At 33.5% G+C, this 19,684-nt stretch carries 20 protein-coding genes and 1 riboswitch; of the genes, 8 read left to right on the top strand and 12 right to left on the bottom strand.

Annotation, left to right across the window (positions count from 1 at the left end):
* Positions 1–40: 40 nt before the first annotated feature.
* Together MNO09_RS09885 and MNO09_RS09880 are read right to left on the bottom strand one after the other, a co-directional pair.
* Positions 41–190, bottom strand: coding sequence for a hypothetical protein (locus tag MNO09_RS09885; RefSeq protein ID WP_000440533.1), 150 nt, complete (start codon positions 188–190; stop codon positions 41–43).
* Positions 191–405: 215 nt separating this feature from the next.
* Positions 406–642: a YkuJ family protein gene (locus MNO09_RS09880; protein ID WP_000055151.1), complete on the bottom strand. Its 237-nt coding sequence runs from the start codon at positions 640–642 to the stop codon at positions 406–408.
* Between the two features lie 233 nt (positions 643–875).
* Here MNO09_RS09880 and MNO09_RS09875 point away from each other — a divergent pair, with 233 nt between their 5' ends.
* Positions 876–1,112 carry a glutaredoxin family protein gene (locus tag MNO09_RS09875; protein ID WP_001225788.1) on the top strand — a complete coding sequence of 79 codons (237 nt, stop codon included), beginning with the start codon at positions 876–878 and terminating at the stop codon, positions 1,110–1,112.
* 117 nt (positions 1,113–1,229) lie between these two features.
* On the opposite strand, the gene MNO09_RS09870 is transcribed toward MNO09_RS09875, so the two are convergent.
* From MNO09_RS09870 to fadH, 3 genes are all read right to left on the bottom strand, one after another.
* Positions 1,230–1,718, bottom strand: coding sequence for a DUF3993 domain-containing protein (locus MNO09_RS09870; RefSeq protein ID WP_001233814.1), 489 nt, complete (start codon positions 1,716–1,718; stop codon positions 1,230–1,232).
* A gap of 182 nt (positions 1,719–1,900) precedes the next feature.
* On the bottom strand, positions 1,901–3,118 hold the full coding sequence (locus tag MNO09_RS09865) for an EAL domain-containing protein (RefSeq protein ID WP_000564299.1): 1,218 nt from the start codon (positions 3,116–3,118) through the stop codon (positions 1,901–1,903).
* A gap of 255 nt (positions 3,119–3,373) precedes the next feature.
* Positions 3,374–4,138 carry a 2,4-dienoyl-CoA reductase gene (fadH, locus tag MNO09_RS09860; RefSeq protein WP_000660897.1) on the bottom strand — a complete coding sequence of 255 codons (765 nt, stop codon included), beginning with the start codon at positions 4,136–4,138 and terminating at the stop codon, positions 3,374–3,376.
* Positions 4,139–4,381: 243 nt separating this feature from the next.
* Here fadH and MNO09_RS09855 point away from each other — a divergent pair, with 243 nt between their 5' ends.
* Both MNO09_RS09855 and MNO09_RS09850 read left to right on the top strand, forming a co-directional pair.
* On the top strand, positions 4,382–5,239 hold the full coding sequence (locus tag MNO09_RS09855) for a metallophosphoesterase (RefSeq protein WP_000724518.1): 858 nt from the start codon (positions 4,382–4,384) through the stop codon (positions 5,237–5,239).
* Between the two features lie 97 nt (positions 5,240–5,336).
* Complete coding sequence (locus MNO09_RS09850) at positions 5,337–5,573, top strand: hypothetical protein (protein WP_000283743.1); 237 nt, start codon at positions 5,337–5,339, stop codon at positions 5,571–5,573.
* A gap of 173 nt (positions 5,574–5,746) precedes the next feature.
* Here the strand turns inward: MNO09_RS09850 and MNO09_RS09845 are convergent, their stop codons facing one another.
* Both MNO09_RS09845 and ppx read right to left on the bottom strand, forming a co-directional pair.
* Positions 5,747–7,855 carry a polyphosphate kinase gene (locus tag MNO09_RS09845; protein WP_000421692.1) on the bottom strand — a complete coding sequence of 703 codons (2,109 nt, stop codon included), beginning with the start codon at positions 7,853–7,855 and terminating at the stop codon, positions 5,747–5,749.
* A gap of 108 nt (positions 7,856–7,963) precedes the next feature.
* Positions 7,964–9,502 carry an exopolyphosphatase gene (gene ppx / locus MNO09_RS09840; RefSeq protein WP_000658859.1) on the bottom strand — a complete coding sequence of 513 codons (1,539 nt, stop codon included), beginning with the start codon at positions 9,500–9,502 and terminating at the stop codon, positions 7,964–7,966.
* A 177-nt stretch (positions 9,503–9,679) separates the two neighbouring features.
* Here ppx and MNO09_RS09835 point away from each other — a divergent pair, with 177 nt between their 5' ends.
* Positions 9,680–10,138 carry a YkyB family protein gene (locus MNO09_RS09835; protein WP_000804864.1) on the top strand — a complete coding sequence of 153 codons (459 nt, stop codon included), beginning with the start codon at positions 9,680–9,682 and terminating at the stop codon, positions 10,136–10,138.
* A gap of 31 nt (positions 10,139–10,169) precedes the next feature.
* On the opposite strand, the gene MNO09_RS09830 is transcribed toward MNO09_RS09835, so the two are convergent.
* Together MNO09_RS09830 and MNO09_RS09825 are read right to left on the bottom strand one after the other, a co-directional pair.
* Entirely contained in the window at positions 10,170–10,832 is a 663-nt protein-coding gene (locus MNO09_RS09830; RefSeq protein ID WP_000922487.1) for a YkyA family protein, read from the bottom strand.
* A 653-nt stretch (positions 10,833–11,485) separates the two neighbouring features.
* A complete protein-coding gene (locus MNO09_RS09825; protein ID WP_000680838.1) occupies positions 11,486–12,127 on the bottom strand; it encodes a diguanylate cyclase domain-containing protein in 642 nt (213 codons plus the stop codon).
* 163 nt (positions 12,128–12,290) lie between these two features.
* Here MNO09_RS09825 and MNO09_RS09820 point away from each other — a divergent pair, with 163 nt between their 5' ends.
* Positions 12,291–12,524 (top strand): SPP1 phage holin family protein, encoded by a 234-nt coding sequence (locus tag MNO09_RS09820; protein ID WP_000939452.1) that lies wholly within the window; start codon positions 12,291–12,293, stop codon positions 12,522–12,524.
* A gap of 31 nt (positions 12,525–12,555) precedes the next feature.
* Here MNO09_RS09820 and MNO09_RS09815 read toward each other — a convergent pair whose 3' ends face one another.
* Positions 12,556–13,056: a hypothetical protein gene (locus MNO09_RS09815; RefSeq protein WP_000870035.1), complete on the bottom strand. Its 501-nt coding sequence runs from the start codon at positions 13,054–13,056 to the stop codon at positions 12,556–12,558.
* Positions 13,057–13,481: 425 nt separating this feature from the next.
* Here MNO09_RS09815 and MNO09_RS09810 point away from each other — a divergent pair, with 425 nt between their 5' ends.
* Both MNO09_RS09810 and MNO09_RS09805 read left to right on the top strand, forming a co-directional pair.
* Positions 13,482–15,023 carry an MDR family MFS transporter gene (locus tag MNO09_RS09810; RefSeq protein ID WP_000445749.1) on the top strand — a complete coding sequence of 514 codons (1,542 nt, stop codon included), beginning with the start codon at positions 13,482–13,484 and terminating at the stop codon, positions 15,021–15,023.
* Positions 15,024–15,114: 91 nt separating this feature from the next.
* Positions 15,115–15,672 carry a PadR family transcriptional regulator gene (locus tag MNO09_RS09805; protein ID WP_000062071.1) on the top strand — a complete coding sequence of 186 codons (558 nt, stop codon included), beginning with the start codon at positions 15,115–15,117 and terminating at the stop codon, positions 15,670–15,672.
* A 191-nt stretch (positions 15,673–15,863) separates the two neighbouring features.
* On the opposite strand, the gene MNO09_RS09800 is transcribed toward MNO09_RS09805, so the two are convergent.
* Positions 15,864–16,295, bottom strand: a complete 432-nt coding sequence (locus tag MNO09_RS09800) for an NUDIX hydrolase (RefSeq protein WP_088107350.1) — start codon at positions 16,293–16,295, stop codon at positions 15,864–15,866.
* A gap of 335 nt (positions 16,296–16,630) precedes the next feature.
* Positions 16,631–16,818: riboswitch (cobalamin riboswitch) on the top strand.
* Positions 16,819–16,946: 128 nt separating this feature from the next.
* Between MNO09_RS09800 and metE the strand changes: the two genes are divergently transcribed.
* Positions 16,947–19,235, top strand: a complete 2,289-nt coding sequence (gene metE, locus MNO09_RS09795) for a 5-methyltetrahydropteroyltriglutamate--homocysteine S-methyltransferase (RefSeq protein ID WP_001007589.1) — start codon at positions 16,947–16,949, stop codon at positions 19,233–19,235.
* Positions 19,236–19,272: 37 nt separating this feature from the next.
* On the opposite strand, the gene comJ is transcribed toward metE, so the two are convergent.
* Entirely contained in the window at positions 19,273–19,662 is a 390-nt protein-coding gene (comJ, locus tag MNO09_RS09790) for a competence protein ComJ (RefSeq protein WP_000424013.1), read from the bottom strand.
* Positions 19,663–19,684 lie beyond the last annotated feature (22 nt).

The following is a 19,684-nucleotide window of genomic DNA, read 5'->3' as shown; positions in this document are numbered from 1 at the left end:
TATTCTCATTGTATGGGACAAAAATAAAAATTATAACTTCCTATCCTTTATTCGTTTCAATATTTCGAATTACATAATGGCAAACTTGGCACGTATAAATTACATTTTGATTCGATTGAGCCGTTAATACATGAATAATCTCAGCAGAATTGTGACATTTAGGACAAATCACAACTGGTAAACGTTCCATACAGCACACCTCCTCGTTATTTTTATCTTGCTTTTTCTATCTGTAAACAACCAATTGGTGATGACTAATATTCAGTATAGGACGAAGAAGCCCCACTGATTACAATTTCACTTTATTACCATTGTAGGAAAAATGAAAACTCCCTATACCTATATGCTAAAAAGTAATAGAACTAAAAAAGGTGTTGCCATATGGCAACACCTTTTTTATATGTATCAAGAAATGATATCGTAAATCTCAATTGCAACCATGTCGATATTATCGAATTGATACACTTGAGGTTTTTCACCTTGTTGATACACTTCTAACTCATACATTTCACTTTTATCGAAAAATTTCACGCTACATTTGCGCTCACCGTTCACTTCAAAATAGCGTTGTGCTACTTCACCGCTTTCAGCTTGTTCTTGTAGACTAACAAGTCGAGTTAAAATTCCTTGGAGTAGAGACATGAAATCTCTCCTTTCTCTGATCTTCCTACCAATAGGTTTTACAGCTATACTCATTCTATCCGTCATAACAGAAAAAATGTTCCACAGTCTAGGATAAAGGTTATTGGCCAGAAACTCAACTAAAAATTTGTCGAAATGCGAAGGAAAAAATAGAAAGAACATCTTTTCCCTTCTTTATTGCGATTTTTATACTGGAAGAATATAATAAAAAACAGAAAAAAGGAGGAATTACAATGAGAAAAATTGAGGTTTACACACAACCTGATTGTCCGCCATGTGTCATTGTGAAAGAATTTTTAAAGCATAATAACGTTGTATATGAAGAATTTGACGTAAAAAAAGACGCTGCTGCACGCAATCGTCTTTTATACGACTATGATTCGTATTCAACTCCAACAGTTGTAATTGATGGAGAAGTTGTTGCTGGTTTTCAAATTGAAAAATTACAACAGCTACTCAATATTGAATAAGAATAGGTAAAGACCTATTCTTATTTTTATCCCACTATTTGTGGGCAGTAATAGCCCGATTGGTGCGAGCTATTACTCAATGAGAGATGAACATCCCCCACCAATTAAAGTTTCACTTTATAATTGTTGTAATCGTTTTATTTCAGTTAAAAGTTCTTGGCTTTCATGATATCCGGCCAATTTCCATTTCCCTTGATCTCTTTGCAATGTTACAATTTGATATTGTCCACTTTTCGTCCGCTCATATACATATAAAATTTTATGCTCTTCATCATATGACATTTTCGTTTCTGAATGAAAAGAAAACGGCGCTTCTTTTGCTGGAAGTAAATATTCACTACTTTGTTTATCACTTCTACTATTTTCATCTGTAAATACTTGAAGGAAATTCTCTGTAAAATATGGTGATAACGTTTCTATCATCTTATTCATCGGCAAATGCTTCCCACGAATTGAAAATTGGGTTTCATAGCCCTTTTGTATCGTTGTAAACACTTCTTCCCGATCGACTTTCACTTCCTCTTTTCCTAAAACAGTTGTGACACTATAACCAACTAGAAAGGCAACGCATACAAATAGAACTAACCATATTCCATATTTCCTCATTTTTTCACCTTCCTTTTAAGAAAACTTGTCTTTGTAGTATTCATTGTAACAATGATTATGCAAAGACAGGGGTGGTTTCGTTCGTAAAATCTTTACAACGATAGACAGCATTTTCATCACCATTTTCACTATTACCAATTTATGATAAAAACAAACAAAAAATGCACGAATCTCTTCGTGCATTAAAATAAAACATCTTCTTCATATAAATATTCATACGATAAATCTATAAATAAAAAGTTTTCATCATCAATTGGGAAGGAAAATGTTCGTACCATCTCACCAGTTTCAATATCAGCATATAAATCTGAAAGTCTTGCCTTATTCTCAAAACGCATTTTCATAATATTTTCTAGAAAATACGGACGCCAACTCCAGTTCTTCATATAATACTCAGGCATTACAATCCATTCCCCATCTTTTTTCATAACGTTTCCTGATTGTTGAAAACCATCTTCGTTACAAATAAATATGCGGAAACTACACTGTGATACACTTTGGCTAAATTGTAATAACCAATCATTTATATCTTCATTCTTTTTCTGTTTGGCTAGAACATCACCAATTCGATCACGTAACAGTTCTGTTAAATTATAAATTTTTTGTAATTTCTTCTTCTCATGTTGAATAAATTGATGACACTCATTACCAAGTCGTTCTTTCAAAACGTTCGTTTCAATAAAATCAGGTAAGCACTCTTTCAAATAATTCCCTTGATAATATCGACCACCGTTTTTCCAAGCATATTGTAGTTGATAAAAAGCATCTATTTCTTCATATAACAATGTTGCACCAATTCTTCTAGCAAGTAATGATAAAGAATATAAAATATCTTGATAAGATTGTAAAAGTGCAGTTTGCCTTAAGTTTGTTAAATCTACTTTTAAAATATCCGGTGCTAACACGCTAATACGTTCTAAATTACTTGTACCCGTTCCGACTTTATTAATCGAAATTTGAATACCATATGTACGATAATACATAAGCAAATGATTAAATTGCTCTATGTCTTCTTTACATTCATGTTCTGTAATTTCTAAAACAATGTGTTTCAAATTTAAACCTTGCTCTTCATACATCAATAAAAGTTGAAGTAAACTTTCATCATCATCGTTCATTAATACGTTAGCATTCCGATGTATAAATAATAATAGTTTTTGATCACTTTCTAAATAACGATTTAAAGCTTTTTCTACTATAATGTTATCCGCTTCCAGTTGAAACTCACTCGGAATAGAATCATCATGAAAGAAAGACGCTAAACTTTGTATGCCCTCTTCTGTTTGAATACGTCCTACTACTTCATATCCAATTACAGTATGCTCATCAGCACTAAAAATAGCTTGATAATAAGGAAGGACTTTATCCAAGTTACTCATTACATCTAATGCATCTATCAACGTGCTTCCCTCCCTTTACTTTTCAAAAATTATAACATGATATTTACGGAAAAATAATAAAAAATCCCTTCAGTTTTCCTGAAGGGATTAGAGGGGTAAAATGCTAAGGGGAATTAGCAATTCTACTATGAAGAAAAAAGAGGTCTTAAATATAACGTATATATGACCTCTTGTAAACACTTTTCTTTCACACGTCACAATTCCGTCACATTTAACCGTAAGAATATGAATCAAACATTCATTTTCTCGTCCCTTTTAAAATGGATATTGATGTAAATGTTGTCCTCCATCCATTGTCATGCAAGTTCCATTTATGTACGCAGCTTCATCTGAACATAAATAATAAGCTAGACCTGCGATTTCTTCTGGCGTACCCAGCCTTCCAAGCGGAACACTTTGTATCGTACGCTTAGCCATTTCTTCTGAAATCCATAACTTATCAGCACCGCCCGTACGTTCAATTGGTCCTGGCGCGATAGCGTTAACTCGTATTCCATATTTACGTCCCCACTCAACAGCAAGCGTCTTCGTCATCGCTAACACTCCAGCCTTCGCTGCAGCCGAATGAATAACTCCCGGACCTGCATCCCATGCATATGTTGCTACCATGTTAATGATATTCCCTTTTATACCTTTTTCAATCCAATATTTTCCGACAGCCTGACTACAGTAAAATGTACCATTTAAGACAATATTTATGACCGAATTCCAGCCATTCACGGATAAATCTTCTGCTGGACAAATAAAGTTTCCAGCTGCATTATTTATTAAAATATCAATTCGTCCAAACTTCTCATCAATCTGTTCAATCATTTTCTGAATATCATCAGTATTTCTTACATCCATTTGTACGGGTAATATTTGCCCTGGAAATTGTTCAATTTCCAACTTTGTTTCCTCTAGTTTTTCCTTTGTACGTCCTGTAATAACAACTCGTGCCCCTTCTTTTGCAAAACGAATCGCCATTCCTTTTCCCATTCCGCTTGATCCACCTGTTATAATAACTACCTTTTCTTTCACATACATCCCCTCCCAAAAATGAATACACATTCATTTTATCATTTTATTTAATAGAAATCTTTATATTTTTAAACTTTTCTGATATTTTAGCTTAAAGAGATTTCTTTTTATGCGTTTTTTCGTAATCTATACTACTTTTATATTATTTAAAATATATTTTAAATAAACTGAAAGGAGATTTGAGTAACCTGTAAATGTAACGAACACATGTGATATAAGTCAAATAGGTATACTCATATTTTTATGAAGAAAATTACTAGAAGAGATTTTTTAAAAGTTGGTATGCGCACTTGTCTATATTCATTTATAACCACTAGCATCGGATACTATTACGCTAAATATATTGAGCCTCACTTACTCTCTTTTACAGAGCATACACTTAAATCACAACTCATACCCAAAAGTTTTCATGGTATGAAGATTCTTCAATTTAGCGATTTACATCTCGGATACTATTTCTCTCTCCAACATTTATCTCAAATCGTTTCTAAAATTAATGCTGTAAAGCCCGACATTGTTCTTTTCACTGGTGATCTCATTGATAATTATCAAACATATACTGATACTCCTTTTGTTGCATCCATTTTAAAAAATATACAAGCACCCTTCGGTAAATTTTATATTTATGGTAACCATGATCACGGCGGATATGGAACAGAATACTACGAACACATCATGCGTGAATCTGGATTTGAACTATTACTAAATAGCGAAAAGAGAATTCGTCTACTGGATAATAGTGAAATTTCAATTTTCGGTCTTGATGATATACTACTAGGCAAACCAAAAATAGAGGAGACACTACAACACGCGAGGCAAAATACTTATAACATTGTTCTTGTTCACGAGCCAGATATTGCACCGCAAATTGCTAACTACCCAGTTAACTTACAACTTTCTGGTCATAGCCATGGCGGTCAAGTACAAATTCCTTTTTTAGGCGCTATTATTACCCCAGCACTTGCTAAAAACTATGTTGAAGGTTTCTATACGATTCAAGATTTAGCTCTCTATGTCAATCGAGGCCTTGGAAGAACACGTGTCCCATTCCGATTTATGTCAAAACCTGAAATTACGATTTTCACGCTCCAACATTCGTAATAATTCGCCTATTTTCTTACATATCCTTTCTTGTACGCGCTCATCCACGTTTCATTTACCATATGATAAAAGTGAGTCCAATAAAGGAGGTTTGTTCATGTACCCATATTATCAACCAATCCCAGTCCGTTCAGCACCTATTGGTCCAGTAGGCGACTCACGCTTCTTTCCGTTTTTTGGCGTTCCATTTCTAGCTGGCATTGCTGGTGGACTGCTCGGCGGAGCATTAGCTTTCGGTCCTAGACCGTATTACCCACCATATCCACCACCTTTCCCACCGCCAGCACCTTATCCTTGTTATGGTGGACCTTGTCAACAACCATACTATTATTAATGTACCGCAACAATTCTAACAATGTTATTCCCTCTCTTAACCGATTCATAATCCATTAACATGCTTACAATAAAAACTATTCTCTCTATTCATGCTTCTATTTTGAGAACATACAATAAGTAGAGAACAAAGTAAAAACCTCTTTTTAAAAAGAGGTTTTTACTTCGTTCTCATTATTCAGCATCTGTGTTTTGATACGCCATCTTAAACAACTTCACTTGGCTATCAATCTCTTCTGCACCACTATTAATAACATAATAATAATCACCGTCTTTATTTTGTTCGCGCGTTTTCACATTATCAGCTAAAGTAAGCTGTAAAATCGCCTTAATTCGCGCCTTCATTTCAATATCTAATATCGGGAAAGATATTTCTACGCGCTTCTCCATATTCCGCGTCATCCAGTCAGCTGAAGATAAGTATATTTTCTCTTCCCCATTATGATGGAAATAATAAATTCGGCTATGTTCTAAATATCTCCCGACAACACTAACTACCCGAATGTTTTCACTTACATTTGGAATACCAGGTCTTAAACAACATGTTCCTCGAACGATGAGTTCCACCTTTACTCCAGCTTGTGATGCCTCATACATTTTTTTAATGAGTGGTTTATCAGTTAACGAGTTCATCTTAGCGATAATATATCCATTTCCATATTGTCTATGGTAACGGATTTCCTCATCTATTAAATCCATAAATTGCTCTCTTATATCAAATGGCGCAACCGATAAATGATGAAAATGCGGTTTTGTTGTATAACCACTCAAATAATTAAAGAAATTTGTTGCATCAACCCCAAAGTCTTTTCGTGATGTAATATAGCCAAAATCAGTATATAGCTTTGCGGTTGCATCATTATAATTTCCGGTCCCAAGATGTACAAACCTTTCGATTTTTCCGTTTTTTCTTCTTACAACTAGCGTAATTTTACTATGTGTTTTCAAATGACTTACACCGTAAATAACATGACATCCAGCCTGTTCTAATTCTTTAGCCCAATGCACATTATTTTCTTCATCAAATCTTGCCTTTAATTCAACTAATACTGTCACTTGCTTCCCTTTTTCAGCCGCTACCTTTAGCGCCTGAATAATCGGCGAATCCCCACTTACTCGATATAATGTTTGTTTAATTGCAAGTACATTCGGATCGTCTGCCGCATCACGGACAAAATCAACTACTGGCTGAAACGATTCAAAAGGATGATGTAATAAAATATCATGTTCAATCGCTTTTTCAAATACATCTTCTGCATCCCCTAAGTCTTGAGGCCGTTGCGGAATAAGAGCCGGATATACTAGATGTTCATATAAAGGAGCTAGTTTTTTATATAAAGAAAATAGACATGTTAAATCTAAAGGTCCATCCATTATATACACATCTTCATCCTTTACTTCCAACACCTCATATAATAATGCTAATACTCTTTCATCAATATGCTCTTTGCCAACTTCTAAACGTACAGCAGCTCCCCACTTACGCTTTTTTAATTCTTTTTCAATTACCTTTAATAAATCTCTCGCACCTTCTTCGTGAATTGTTAAATCCGCATTGCGTGTAATACGGAATCGAGTAACAGATGATACTTTATATCCTGTAAATAATTTATGAGTAAAACTACTAATTACGTCTTCTAATAAAATAAATTTATGCTTTTGCCCTTCACTCGGTAAAAATATGAAACGTTCAAGTAGTGAAGGAACTTGTACAATTCCTAACTTCGTGCGGTTTTCTTCTTCCACTTGTTTCTCATCATATAAAAGAGTAGCTAAATTTAAACTTTTATTTAATAACATCGGAAATGGACGATATGCATCGATAGCCACAGGTGTTAAGACTGGAAAAATTTGTTCATCAAAATACTCTTCTATAAATTCTCTCTGTTCTTTCGTTAAATCATGGAATGTTAAACGCTCAATCCCCTCTTGATCCAGCGCTGGCAACACATAATTTTTAAACGTATTATATTGTACAGTCATTAATTCATGGGTCTTTATCGCAATTTTATTTAATTGCTTTTTTGGTGTTAAGCCGGCCTTATTTTCTGGTTGGTTAAAACCAGCACTCACTTGATCCTTCAATCCTGCCACGCGTACCATAAAAAATTCATCTAAATTTGAGCTGAAAATGCTAATAAACTTTAACCTTTCTAAGAGCGGATTCGTTTCATCTTGTGCTTCTTGTAGTACACGTTCATTAAATGCTAACCAACTTAATTCTCTATTATTGTAATAAGCTGTATCATTTAAATTTACTGTATTCCCCTTCAATAATTCCATCCCCTTCACACTTCCCCTTGAAACTTTTTTACTATAATTTAGTTACTTTCATTTTAGCAAATTACAATATTCCAAAGTGTTAATTTTTTGTAAAGACATCCGTACAACTTAACGTTTTGATTCGAAGGATAAGTTAATAGTCGTTTTCAATACTCTTTCTAGCTGCTTTTTTTGCTTTTCAGCTTGCACTTTTTCCGCTAATGCTGATTGCTCACATACAATTTTAAATGTTAATCCTTCTTTACTTTCTGTTATAGATATTGATTCCACAAGTGATCTTTGTCTTATATTTAGAGCTGCTGAAAATTGTAAAACAGCCCCTAATAGACGTATTTTTTTTTGTTCATTTTTATCAAACCATCCTTCAAATGGGGACAAGTGTTGTTTGAATAACATTTTTGATTTATAAGACGCAATAAGCGCTAATCTAACTCGCTCTTTATGCATCATACCATCAATTGTTTTATTCGCTAATAAATAAAACGTATGTAAACGGCTCGCTTCTTCGTCTATATATTTACCTATATTAAATACTTTCGCTGCTTGATGGAATACTTCCCAGTCTTGTACTGACATAGAAATCAGTCCTGTTTCTTCCAGCTGTTGACAAATCAATCTTCCCTGCTTTATAAGCTGCATTACAAATTCCATATCCATTTCATATTCATGTGATAATAAATACAAACTTTCTTCAACTACGTTCGGATAATATGAAATCCCCAAATCTTTTGTCAACTCTTCATAGAAAACACCTTCTCGTAACCCTTTTCTACTTAATACAAATGCTGGTGCCTCTATAACATTAACAAGCGTATGAAATACTTCGACTGCTGGAATAATTGTATCTGCTCGATCTTTTGCCAATCCTTCCATTTTTTGAAGTTCTATGAACGACAATGCTTCCAATTCTTCTTTCACATTTTTAATATCTTCTTCTTTCATCTTGTATAAATGTACCCCTGCTATAGGATAACAAATTAAATTTTGATGAATTTTTACTAAGTTCCTCGCACTACCACCAATTGCAATAAGAGGCAATTTCTTATCAATTAACCATGGTAATGTTCGAAATTGATGTTCTAAGTACGTTTGAATCTTTTCCAACTCTTCTTCAGTAGGTATATCCTCTTTAATAAATTGTTGCTTTAAAGAAAGTGCCCCAAAAGGAAAGCTATGATACTCTAAAATCTCTCTATTACGAAAGTATGTAACTTCCGTACTCCCTCCACCAATATCTACTGTAATTCCTTCAGAGAACGAAGTTGAATTCATAACTGCTAAATAGCCGTAACGTGCTTCTTCATATTCTGATAATACTCTAAGAGTAAAGTCTGTTTGTCCTTCAACAAGTTTTTTAATTGCATCTTGGTTCTCAGCCTGTCTAATTGTCGCTGTTGCAACACAAAGTACATGATGCAACTGATGGAATCGTGTACTTTCTTGAAATTGAAATAATGTTTGTAACAATACTTTTATTCCTTCTTCAATTAACATACCATCGACTAAGTAATTTCTTAACCGAGCGACCACTTTCGTATTTTCAATCTCTTTATAAAAACCTCCGTTTTGCTTTTCATAAATAACTAAACGCATTGTATTAGATCCAATATCTATAATGGCATATTGTTGTTTTAATATTTCTTTCAAACTTCTCACTCTTTCATTATCAAATTTCTAAAACACATTCTATTACTATTATACAAAATAGTTGTTTTTTGTAACAATATTGCTTTAATATTGAAAATATATACAATCACTTTTTGCATATAATAAAAACCTCTTTTATTTATGTTATAATAATGAAAAATTGAAAGGAGATTCAATATGAAACCTTCACAACCACAATCTCAATTACAAAACCAACATTCTATTAATCGACTAGCTCAATCTATTTTCGTTGTGAATCGTCATGCTAAGGCTGCAACTAATCCGAAGTATTTATACTGGTTAAAAAAGACGGCTTTAGAACGCTTAATTGCTGAAAAAAAAGCTATTAAAGAAGGATTACATTTTTCTAGAAATCCACGTTTTAGCCAACAACAATCTGATGTTCTTATACGTTTAGGTGATTATTTTTTCCATATTCCTCCTACCAAAGAAGATTTTCGAATCCTACCACATCTTGGTCATCTTGAATCCTCCTATCGAAATCCGAAAACAACCTTATCTTTAACAGTAGCAAAAAAAACACTTCAAGATTATATTGGTCCTGAAGCACTGAAACAAGAAAAAAAATTAAGTGAACCTGTCCCATGGTATAGTCGTACTTATACAAAAAAATAAAACAGTTTGGCCAATTGTAGGCCAAACTGTTTTATTTTTTCTCTTCTTTAATTTTAATATTTGCTTGTTTATAAAAAGCTATTTTTTCTGTATTATAAGATTTTGTAAATTCATTAAACTTGTCTTTTTCTGATTCAATATCCTTATAAGATTGATTTACTACTTTTACTTTTTCACTAATATCTTTTAATTTTGTACCTTTATCTTGTAACATTGTATATAATTCTTTTTCTTGTTTTAACGATTTATTATAGCTATCATACATCTTGTTAAATGAATCTTGTCGTTTCTCATATGTGCTTTTCACTTTATCCGCTTGATCTTTCAATTTCTTATCTTCAATTTTCTTCACATATTTATCTGCTGATTTTACTTCTTCTTGTGCCTTACTTAAAGATTCTTTTTCTTTTTTAAGCACTTTGTCTCGTTCATCTGTATTTTTCACTGCTTGGTTCAATTTTTCCTTAACAGTTTGATTATTATCTTTTCCTTCTTGAACAATCTGGTTATATAATTCTTGTCCCTCTTTTTCTAAAGTTTCAAGTTTCTTTGCATCTTCAAACATTGTTTTTTCTTTCTTTGCAGCATTTTCAAATGCAACATATAATTCCTCTTCTGGTTTCGGTCCGAAACAACCGGCTAATAAAGTCATTGATAATGCAGTTACAATTGCTAATTTACTATATTTCAACATCTTCTTCCTCCTACTTATATACGATCATCGTGTAAAAAGCTATGAAAATTATATATCCTTCTATAAACTCCATACTCGCACCTTTTCTACGAAAATCATTGATATTGTTTATAATGCTTGTACAAATTGTATTACTTAAAATTACATTTTACTTTTTTGAACCAATTAGCAGTTTCATATCCATCTTTTACTTAGCACTTTTTAAAGCCTGTTCATACTATGTATTACATAAAAGTACAACGGAATTCATCACAGCCATAATAATTTGAAGAACAACAGTAATAATAATTCACCTGATAAAAGATGATCGTTGTTCTCTCACGTCTATCATTCTATCATTCCCTTTCCGGCTTTCTATCAAATAATCTATTTGTTCATTTTACACAGTATAAATGCTATCTTGCAACAACTTACAATTATTCTTGTCATTCCCTAAAAAGGAAAAGTGTAGAGCATGCTTTCCTCTACACTTTTAAAATGAAACACATTGTGCAAAATGCATTGACACATCCATCATAATTATATGCTTATTCCATATATTTTTAAAGACTTTTATTACAATAAAAGTTCTTTTTGTAATAAAAGTCAAAAAAATGTTACATTCAAAACTTCTTCATATCATATTTCTTCAAATCAAAGTTTCACTCATTTTCTTAAAAATCCCTATGCTGGTACAATTGATTTTGTGCCTTTCTTAACAATTCTTCAAAAGTTTTTCCTTCTATTGGATAACTAGCAGCTCCAAATAATAGCGTCATACTTAACAAACCATTTTCTATTTCACTTTCAATATTTTTCATTAATCGGTTTGTGATTGTCGACTTTTCATGTCCGTTATCAATCGCCACAATAACATACTTATTTTCATCCCACCTAGTAACGACATCTCCTTTACGAATTGTCTTTACAATCGTACTCTCCAATTTTTGTACTAACACCTCCAATTTTTTTTCTTGCACTGTTTCTTTTAGTTCTTTCCATTCTTTCACAGAAAGAATGTACACTGTAATATTATGAGAATCCCGTTCTGATAAGGCAGCTACTTTCTCAAAGAAATCAACTACAAAATCATTACTTGCCATGCCCCCTACTTCCGTATCCATACGCCCACTCGCTCTTTTATCATACCAATGTCCAAAATAATAGCTGAGTATCATTTGCAATATATAAATAATAAAGACGGTATAAAATGATCGCGAATCCAGTTTTGTAATTACATCCTGAAGCGCAATCCATTCTGTAACTGCCACTGTATTCCCAAGTAATAACCCACTAATTTTCCCTTTATGTTTCATACTTCTCCTCCTTTCTATACCAATATATGTTTCTATAACAATTATGTTTTTCTACAAAATAAAAAATGTACATATTGAGTGTACATTTCCGCTTAAGCTTGTCTACCATTTCTATTCTATTTCATATATATACTATATATCGTTTTAGAAAGAGGTGACTTATATGCTACAAAAAGAGAATCTATCAGATATTATACGTTTACTAGCAGGTTTTCTATTATCATTAAAATTACTGTTTAATTCTTTCGGAGTGAACTTTATTACAAACGATCAAATTGATGCTATTGTAAATGTTGCTTCCTTTCTTTTCATTTTATATTTTGGTTATAAAAATAATTATGTAGGAAAAAAAGGAATCGAGCAAAAAAAAGTACTCAAAAAACACAACCTTCATTAAAAAAGGAACCTTTCTTACAGGTTCCTTTTTATCATTGCCGCACAACAACTTCATTTGTTTGCAGCGGGCCATATGATACTCCTTTATATTGAAATGTATATGTAGCCTGAAATAATGCGTTTTTGATTGCTTTATCTTTATTTGCTTTTATTTTACAAATTAGTTCTACTTTCTCATTCGGTAATAAATTATCAATTCGCCACCTTACAAGCTGGAACAAAAACTCGCTCATCCCCTTATCAGCCTTTAATGAATTTGGGATATATGCAAAATAATCTCGAATCATATGACTTACTACAACTCGTGAAATCATTTCCATTCCTTTATTTTCTACTTCAATTCGAATAATAAGTATGTCATTTACATCATAGGTCAGTTCATATGAAAATTTTTCTTTATACATACTACGGATTTGCAATGTAACTGCTACATTAGGACATTCGTTTTCCTTTTTTGAGCCATCAATCCATAACACCGGTTGTAGCGGTATTGAACGCCTACCTTGATCTGAAATTCGTTTCCATACTTTCATAATAATATTCACCCCATTTCAGATGCATCATATCCATACGACCTTATTCTGCCTCTCCACACAATATTAATAAAGCTTGTTACAAACTATATATAGTTATTACTCTTCCTTTTATCCTATTCGACAATATAAAGAAAAAACCATTTTTCCTCTGTTAACAGAAGGTATTCTTACTGAAATATTTTTTTACAATTTCCTTCATTGACTTTACAACAATACTAAGTATTGCTCACTCTTTCTCTGTCCATACAACAGAATATTTTGGCGGAAGAAAAAGTTTGCCTTTTAGTCAAATTTGACTATAATATTCTTTATGGCTTTGTCAGTGCACTTATGTAAATTGATGTAAAAAACTATATTTCAAATTTTTATGCGCTGCACTCAAAACTTCATATAGTTTACTTATTATTAAAGGAGGGTTATATTTGGAATCTCAATTATCAAAAAAAGACTCCAACAATACAAAATTTGTCGTTGCAGGTTTATTACTTGGTATTTTAATGGCGGCAATGGATAATACAATCGTTGCAACAGCAATGGCAACGATTGTTGGAGACCTAGGAGGATTTGACAAGTTCGTTTGGGTCACGTCTGCATATATGGTAGCAACAATGGCAGGGATGCCTATCTTCGGAAAACTTTCTGATATGTACGGACGGAAACGCTTTTATATTGGTGGTCTCATTCTTTTCTTATTTGGTTCTGCACTTTGCGGGACAGCATCTAGTATTGAGCAACTAAGTATTTATAGAGCAATTCAAGGGATCGGTGGCGGTGCTCTTATGCCTATCGCCTTCACGATTATGTACGATATATTCCCACCAGAAAAGCGTGGAAAAATGACCGGGCTATTCGGTGCGGTTTTCGGGACATCTAGTGTATTCGGCCCTTTATTAGGTGCTTATATTACAGACTATATAAGTTGGCATTGGGTCTTCTATATTAATATTCCATTAGGACTTATCTCCTTCTTCTTCATTACTAAATACTACAGTGAATCTCTAGAATTTAGAAAACAAAAAATTGATTGGGCCGGCGCTATTACACTTGTCATTAGTATCGTTTGCTTAATGTTCGCCTTAGAACTTGGTGGTAAAGAATACGCATGGAATTCCACTGTAATTATCGGTTTATTTACAACAGTTGTTATTATGCTTATTATTTTCTTCTTCGTAGAACGAAAAGCAACTGAACCTATCATTTCTTTCCATCTATTTAAAAAACCTTTATTCGCAGCTAGCCAAGGAGTTGCCTTTTTCTATGGTGCCGCTTTTATTATCTGTACAGTTTATATCCCAATCTTCGTTCAAGGTGTTCTCGGTGGTTCAGCCTCCAATGCTGGATTAATTTTAACACCTATGATGGTTGGCTCTGTAATTGGAAGTCAAACAGGTGGACAGTTAGCTTCTCGAACAAGTTATCGTAACATCATGATGGTATCTGGTGTTTTCTTCGTAATTGGTATTTATTCACTAAGCACTTTAACAATGGATACACCTCGTCTACTTGTAACGCTATTTATGGTTCTCACTGGACTTGGAGTTGGTTTCTCATTCTCAGTTTTAAGTATGTCTTCTATCCACAAGTTAGAAATGCGAGACCGTGGTTCTGCTACATCAACAAACTCATTCTTCCGTTCACTCGGTATGACTCTTGGTGTAACGATTTTCGGTACAATTCAAAACCATATTTTTACTACTAAATTAAACACTGTGTTCCCTCCTGAACTAGCTAAATTAGCTCCAAAAGGCGGAGACACAAGTTTCTTATTATCACAAGGTGCTACCGAGAAGATTCCAGCTGAAATATTAACTGGGATTAAAGATGCTCTCGCTACCTCTATTGCCAGTACATTCTTCTGGGCACTTATCCCGGCTGTACTAAGTATTATTTGTATTTTACTTATGGGAAATGAACGCCTCTTTACAGGTCCAAAAACGAAACAAAAACAAAAGCAAGTAAGTTAATATAGAGAAAAGAAACGGCATATCCCTTTATGAAAACGGATATGCCGTTTATAATATGTATAAAGTTTTTATTTATAGGAGTTGAGACAGCATGAGCATGAAATTAGTCATTCTCGGCTTGCTACTCGAAGGAGATAAACATCCATATGAAGTGCAGCACATCATGAAAGAACGACAAATGGATTGTTATATTAAATATGCAAAAGGATCACTTTACTACGCCTTCGAGCAATTAGAAAAGCAGGGTGCAATTCGTATTACCACGATTGTTCGAGATACGAATAGACCCGATAAAACAATCTTTCATATAACAGAAGAAGGTAAACGGTTATTTCACACGTTACTATTAAAACAATTCGAGGCAAAAAATCAAATATATAAACCAATTTATTCAGCACTCTCTTTCGCTCATTTTGGTGATGATCAAGAGTTAATTCCTATTTTAGAAAAAAAGAAAAATGATACCGTTCAATATTTACATAAAATGCAAACTATTTATGATTGTAGCAAAGGACACATTCCACGTGCACAACTATATATTTTACAAAGCGTTATTGAACATATTACAGTTGAATTGCAATGGTTAAACACCCTCCTTACAGATGCAGTTGCAGGAAGGCTTTCAGAAATTGATATAGATGAAGGTTAGACTTATAAAGAAGAAACTGTAAAAAAGACAATAAAGTTATTTCATTTTAAAACCTAAAATAAGCATAGCCCCGTTCTAATTTAGGACGGGGCTGCTTGTTTTATTTTCGCTATAAGATACTTATTTCACTACACTCAAAAATATAACAAAGATTTATTTATCACCGGCATCCTATAATAGAAGATTATTTCTTAAAATTCTATATAAAAAGGTTGATGAATTTCATCCAAACTGTATTCAATTCTTTGTCTGAAATTCATAAAATTCACCATCTCTAACGCCTGCTCAATAGGATAGAATCCTACTTCCAAACTTTCTGGTGTAGTCGTTAATTTACCTCCAACTGGTCTAGCTAAAAACAACGTATTACAGATTGAATGGTTCACATTTTGGAATACTCCATAAAATTTTAATACTTCAATATCAATACCTGTTTCCTCTTTAGTCTCCCTTATTGCAGCATCTTTCAAAGACTCTCCTTCTTCAACTTGTCCACCTGGCATTTCCCATCCTCTTCTAGGTCCCTTAATTAATAGGATTTCTTTTTGTTCATTAATTACAATTGTCGCTGCTGAAACTATATGTTTTGGCGGTGAATAAATATTTTGTGTACTTTGTTCCAATTGAAATTCCCCATTTCTATAAACTTAGTATATTTATCTTTATACAGGAGCCTTACTCTTTCTTGTGATAAGTTACTATTTCAAAATGAACCATTCAATCTCCCAGAATACGGAAGAGTTTTCAAATAACATAACTCGTATCTTATCTCTATACAAGTGTATACTTCTTTGTATGTTTAATCGCTCTTCATTTCAATTCCCTTCGTCTTAAAAAAACTCAGAAAAATCATAATAATTAAAATTAAAAACTTTAGAATTTTCTTATTTTAAAACAGTAGACAAAATTCCAAAAATTGTGTTAGAATTTGTTTCAATATCATATCGCTTGTTAACTTCCTTTCAAAAGGAAAATAGGTACACGAAAATTTCGTTTCGTGTTTAAAAGGGAAGCTTGGTGAAACTCCAACACGGTCCCGCCACTGTAAATGCTGAGATTTCTTTTCTATGCCACTGTGAAAACGGGAAGGTAAAAGAGATTATATGAAGCATAAGTCAGGAGACCTGCCTGTTTTAACAACACTGATAGATTCACGGATGATGATGAGGTGTTAAAACAAAAAGGAAGGCTTATTTTCTATGCCTTTATGCTTTTTGTTATAGGTATTTCCTAGTAAACGGAAATGCTTACTTTCAATTAGGGAGGAATTTAAAATGGCAATTCAAACAAGTAACTTAGGTTATCCACGTATCGGACTACAACGAGAGTGGAAAAAGACATTGGAAGCTTTTTGGTCCAATAAAATCGATGAAGAACAATTTTTAACAAAGATGAAAGAAATTCGCCTTCAACACGTAAAAGTACAGCAAGAAAAAGGGATTGAGCTCATTCCAATTGGCGACTTTACATATTATGATCACGTTTTGGATACTGCTTATATGCTAGGATTTATCCCATCACGTTTTTCTGAGTTTACATCTTACCTTGATGTATATTTCGCAATGGCGCGTGGCTCTAAAGATCACGTAGCTTCTGAAATGACAAAATGGTTTAACACAAACTATCATTATATCGTTCCTGAATATGAAGAGGGATTACAAATCTCTTTAAAAGATAATCGTCCACTTCGCTTATACGAAGAGGCAAAACAAGAATTAGGGGTAGATGGAAAACCTGTTATTTTAGGACCATATACTTTCTTAAAATTAGCTAAAGGTTATACACAAGAACAATTTACTACGATTTTAAAACAATTAGTTGCACCATACGTACAACTGCTTTCAGAACTACATGCAGCTGGTGCACAAGTCATTCAAGTTGATGAACCGATTTTCGCTTCTTTAACGAAAGAAGAAGTTCAACAAGCAAAAGAAATTTATGAAGCTATTCGTACAGAAGTTCCAAATGCGAATCTTCTTTTACAAACATATTTTGATAGTGTAGAAGAAAACTATGAAGAAATTATTACATTCCCTGTATCCGGTATTGGATTAGATTTCGTTCATGGTAAAGAAGGTAATCTACATGCTATTTCAAAATATGGATTCCCAGCTGATAAAACTTTAGCTGTCGGTTGTATAGATGGCCGTAACATTTGGAGAGCTGACCTTGATGAAGTTATTACGTTATTTACAACGTTACAAAAACAAGTCCAAACGAAAGATTTCATCGTTCAGCCTTCTTGTAGCTTATTGCATACACCAATCGATAAAACAGAAGAAACTCACTTATCGACTGAACTATTCGATGCGTTAGCATTTGCAAATCAAAAATTAGAAGAGTTAGTTCTCATTCACTCTGCTCTCACTAAAGGTACAGAAAGTATTAGTAATGAGCTGGAAACATATCGAAATGTACATCATACAATTCGTTCATCTGCTGTACGTAACCGTGAAGATGTCAAAGCAGCACGAACAGCACTAAAAGAAGAAGATTTTTCACGTCCTCTTCCATTTGAAAAACGATACGAATTACAACAAGTTGCCCTAGAGTTACCGTTATTACCAACAACTACTATTGGTAGCTTCCCGCAAACAACTGAAGTTCGTCAAACGCGAAAGGAATGGCGTAACGGTGTTATTTCAAATGAACAATATGAACAATTTATTGAAAAAGAGACAGAAAAATGGATTCGTTACCAAGAAGAAATTGGTCTTGATGTCCTTGTACATGGTGAATTCGAAAGAACTGACATGGTCGAATATTTTGGTGAGCGCCTTGCGGGTTTCTCATTCACTAAAAACGGTTGGGTACAATCATACGGTTCTCGCTGCGTAAAACCACCTGTTATTTATGGTGATGTTGCCTTTATTAACGGAATGACTATTAAGGAAACGGTTTATGCACAAAGCTTAACAGAGAAAGTTGTAAAAGGAATGTTAACTGGACCTGTTACGATTTTAAATTGGTCTTTCGTTCGAAATGACATTCCAAGAAAAGAAGTTTCGTATCAAATTGCATTAGCTCTTCGTCACGAAATTGAACTACTTGAATCTTCCGGAATTCGAGTAATCCAAGTCGATGAGCCAGCACTTCGTGAAGGAATGCCACTAAAAGAAAAAGATTGGGACGCTTATATTACATGGGCAGTACAATCCTTCCTTTTAGCAACTTCTTCTGTAGCAAATGAAACACAAATTCATACGCATATGTGTTACAGTAATTTCGAAGATATTGTTGACGCGATTCGCGCATTGGATGCAGATGTGATTTCTATCGAAACATCAAGAAGTCACGGAGAATTTATTGATACATTAAAACATACAACATATGAAAAAGGCATCGGTCTAGGTGTATATGATATTCATAGTCCACGTGTACCGAGTAAAGATGAAATGTATAAAATCGTGGAACAATCTTTAGAAGTATGCGATCCTAAATATTTCTGGATTAATCCTGATTGTGGTTTAAAAACGAGAAGAACGGAAGAGGTTATCCCGGCTTTAGAACACATGGTGCAAGCAGCAAAAGATGCACGTTCCCTACTAAAAACAAACGCATAACGAAAATGGGTTATCCTTTTTGAGGATAACCCATTTTTTATTCTTTACTTTCAAAAAAGAATTCGTATTGTATTTTATATAATTCATCATCCGTTGGTTCTTCAAGAGGAGTTGCCTGTAATACAACTGTATACTCACCATTTGGAATAGGGATTTGAAATTTATTTGAAAGAATACTTGTTACAACGATACATTCATTTTCAATTGTAAAAGGAACTGTAACCGTTCTAATCACTTCTTCTTTCTCAATATGCTTCCCGCAAGTCACTTTTACTTCACAAGTATAATCAGAGAGTGCTTCAAAAATAACAGTTCCATCCGCCTTCGCATAACCTCTTTCAAAATCTTCATCCGTCCAGTCAACGTAAGGCTGATCACCGTCATAGTTCATCAACATTAATTGCGAATACGAAATTGTTAACTCCATAGGTCACTTCTCCTTCATTATG

Source organism: Bacillus sp. N5-665, assembly GCF_022637375.2.
Taxonomy (GTDB): domain Bacteria; phylum Bacillota; class Bacilli; order Bacillales; family Bacillaceae_G; genus Bacillus_A; species Bacillus_A wiedmannii.
This window is presented reverse-complemented; position numbering and strand designations above follow the sequence as displayed.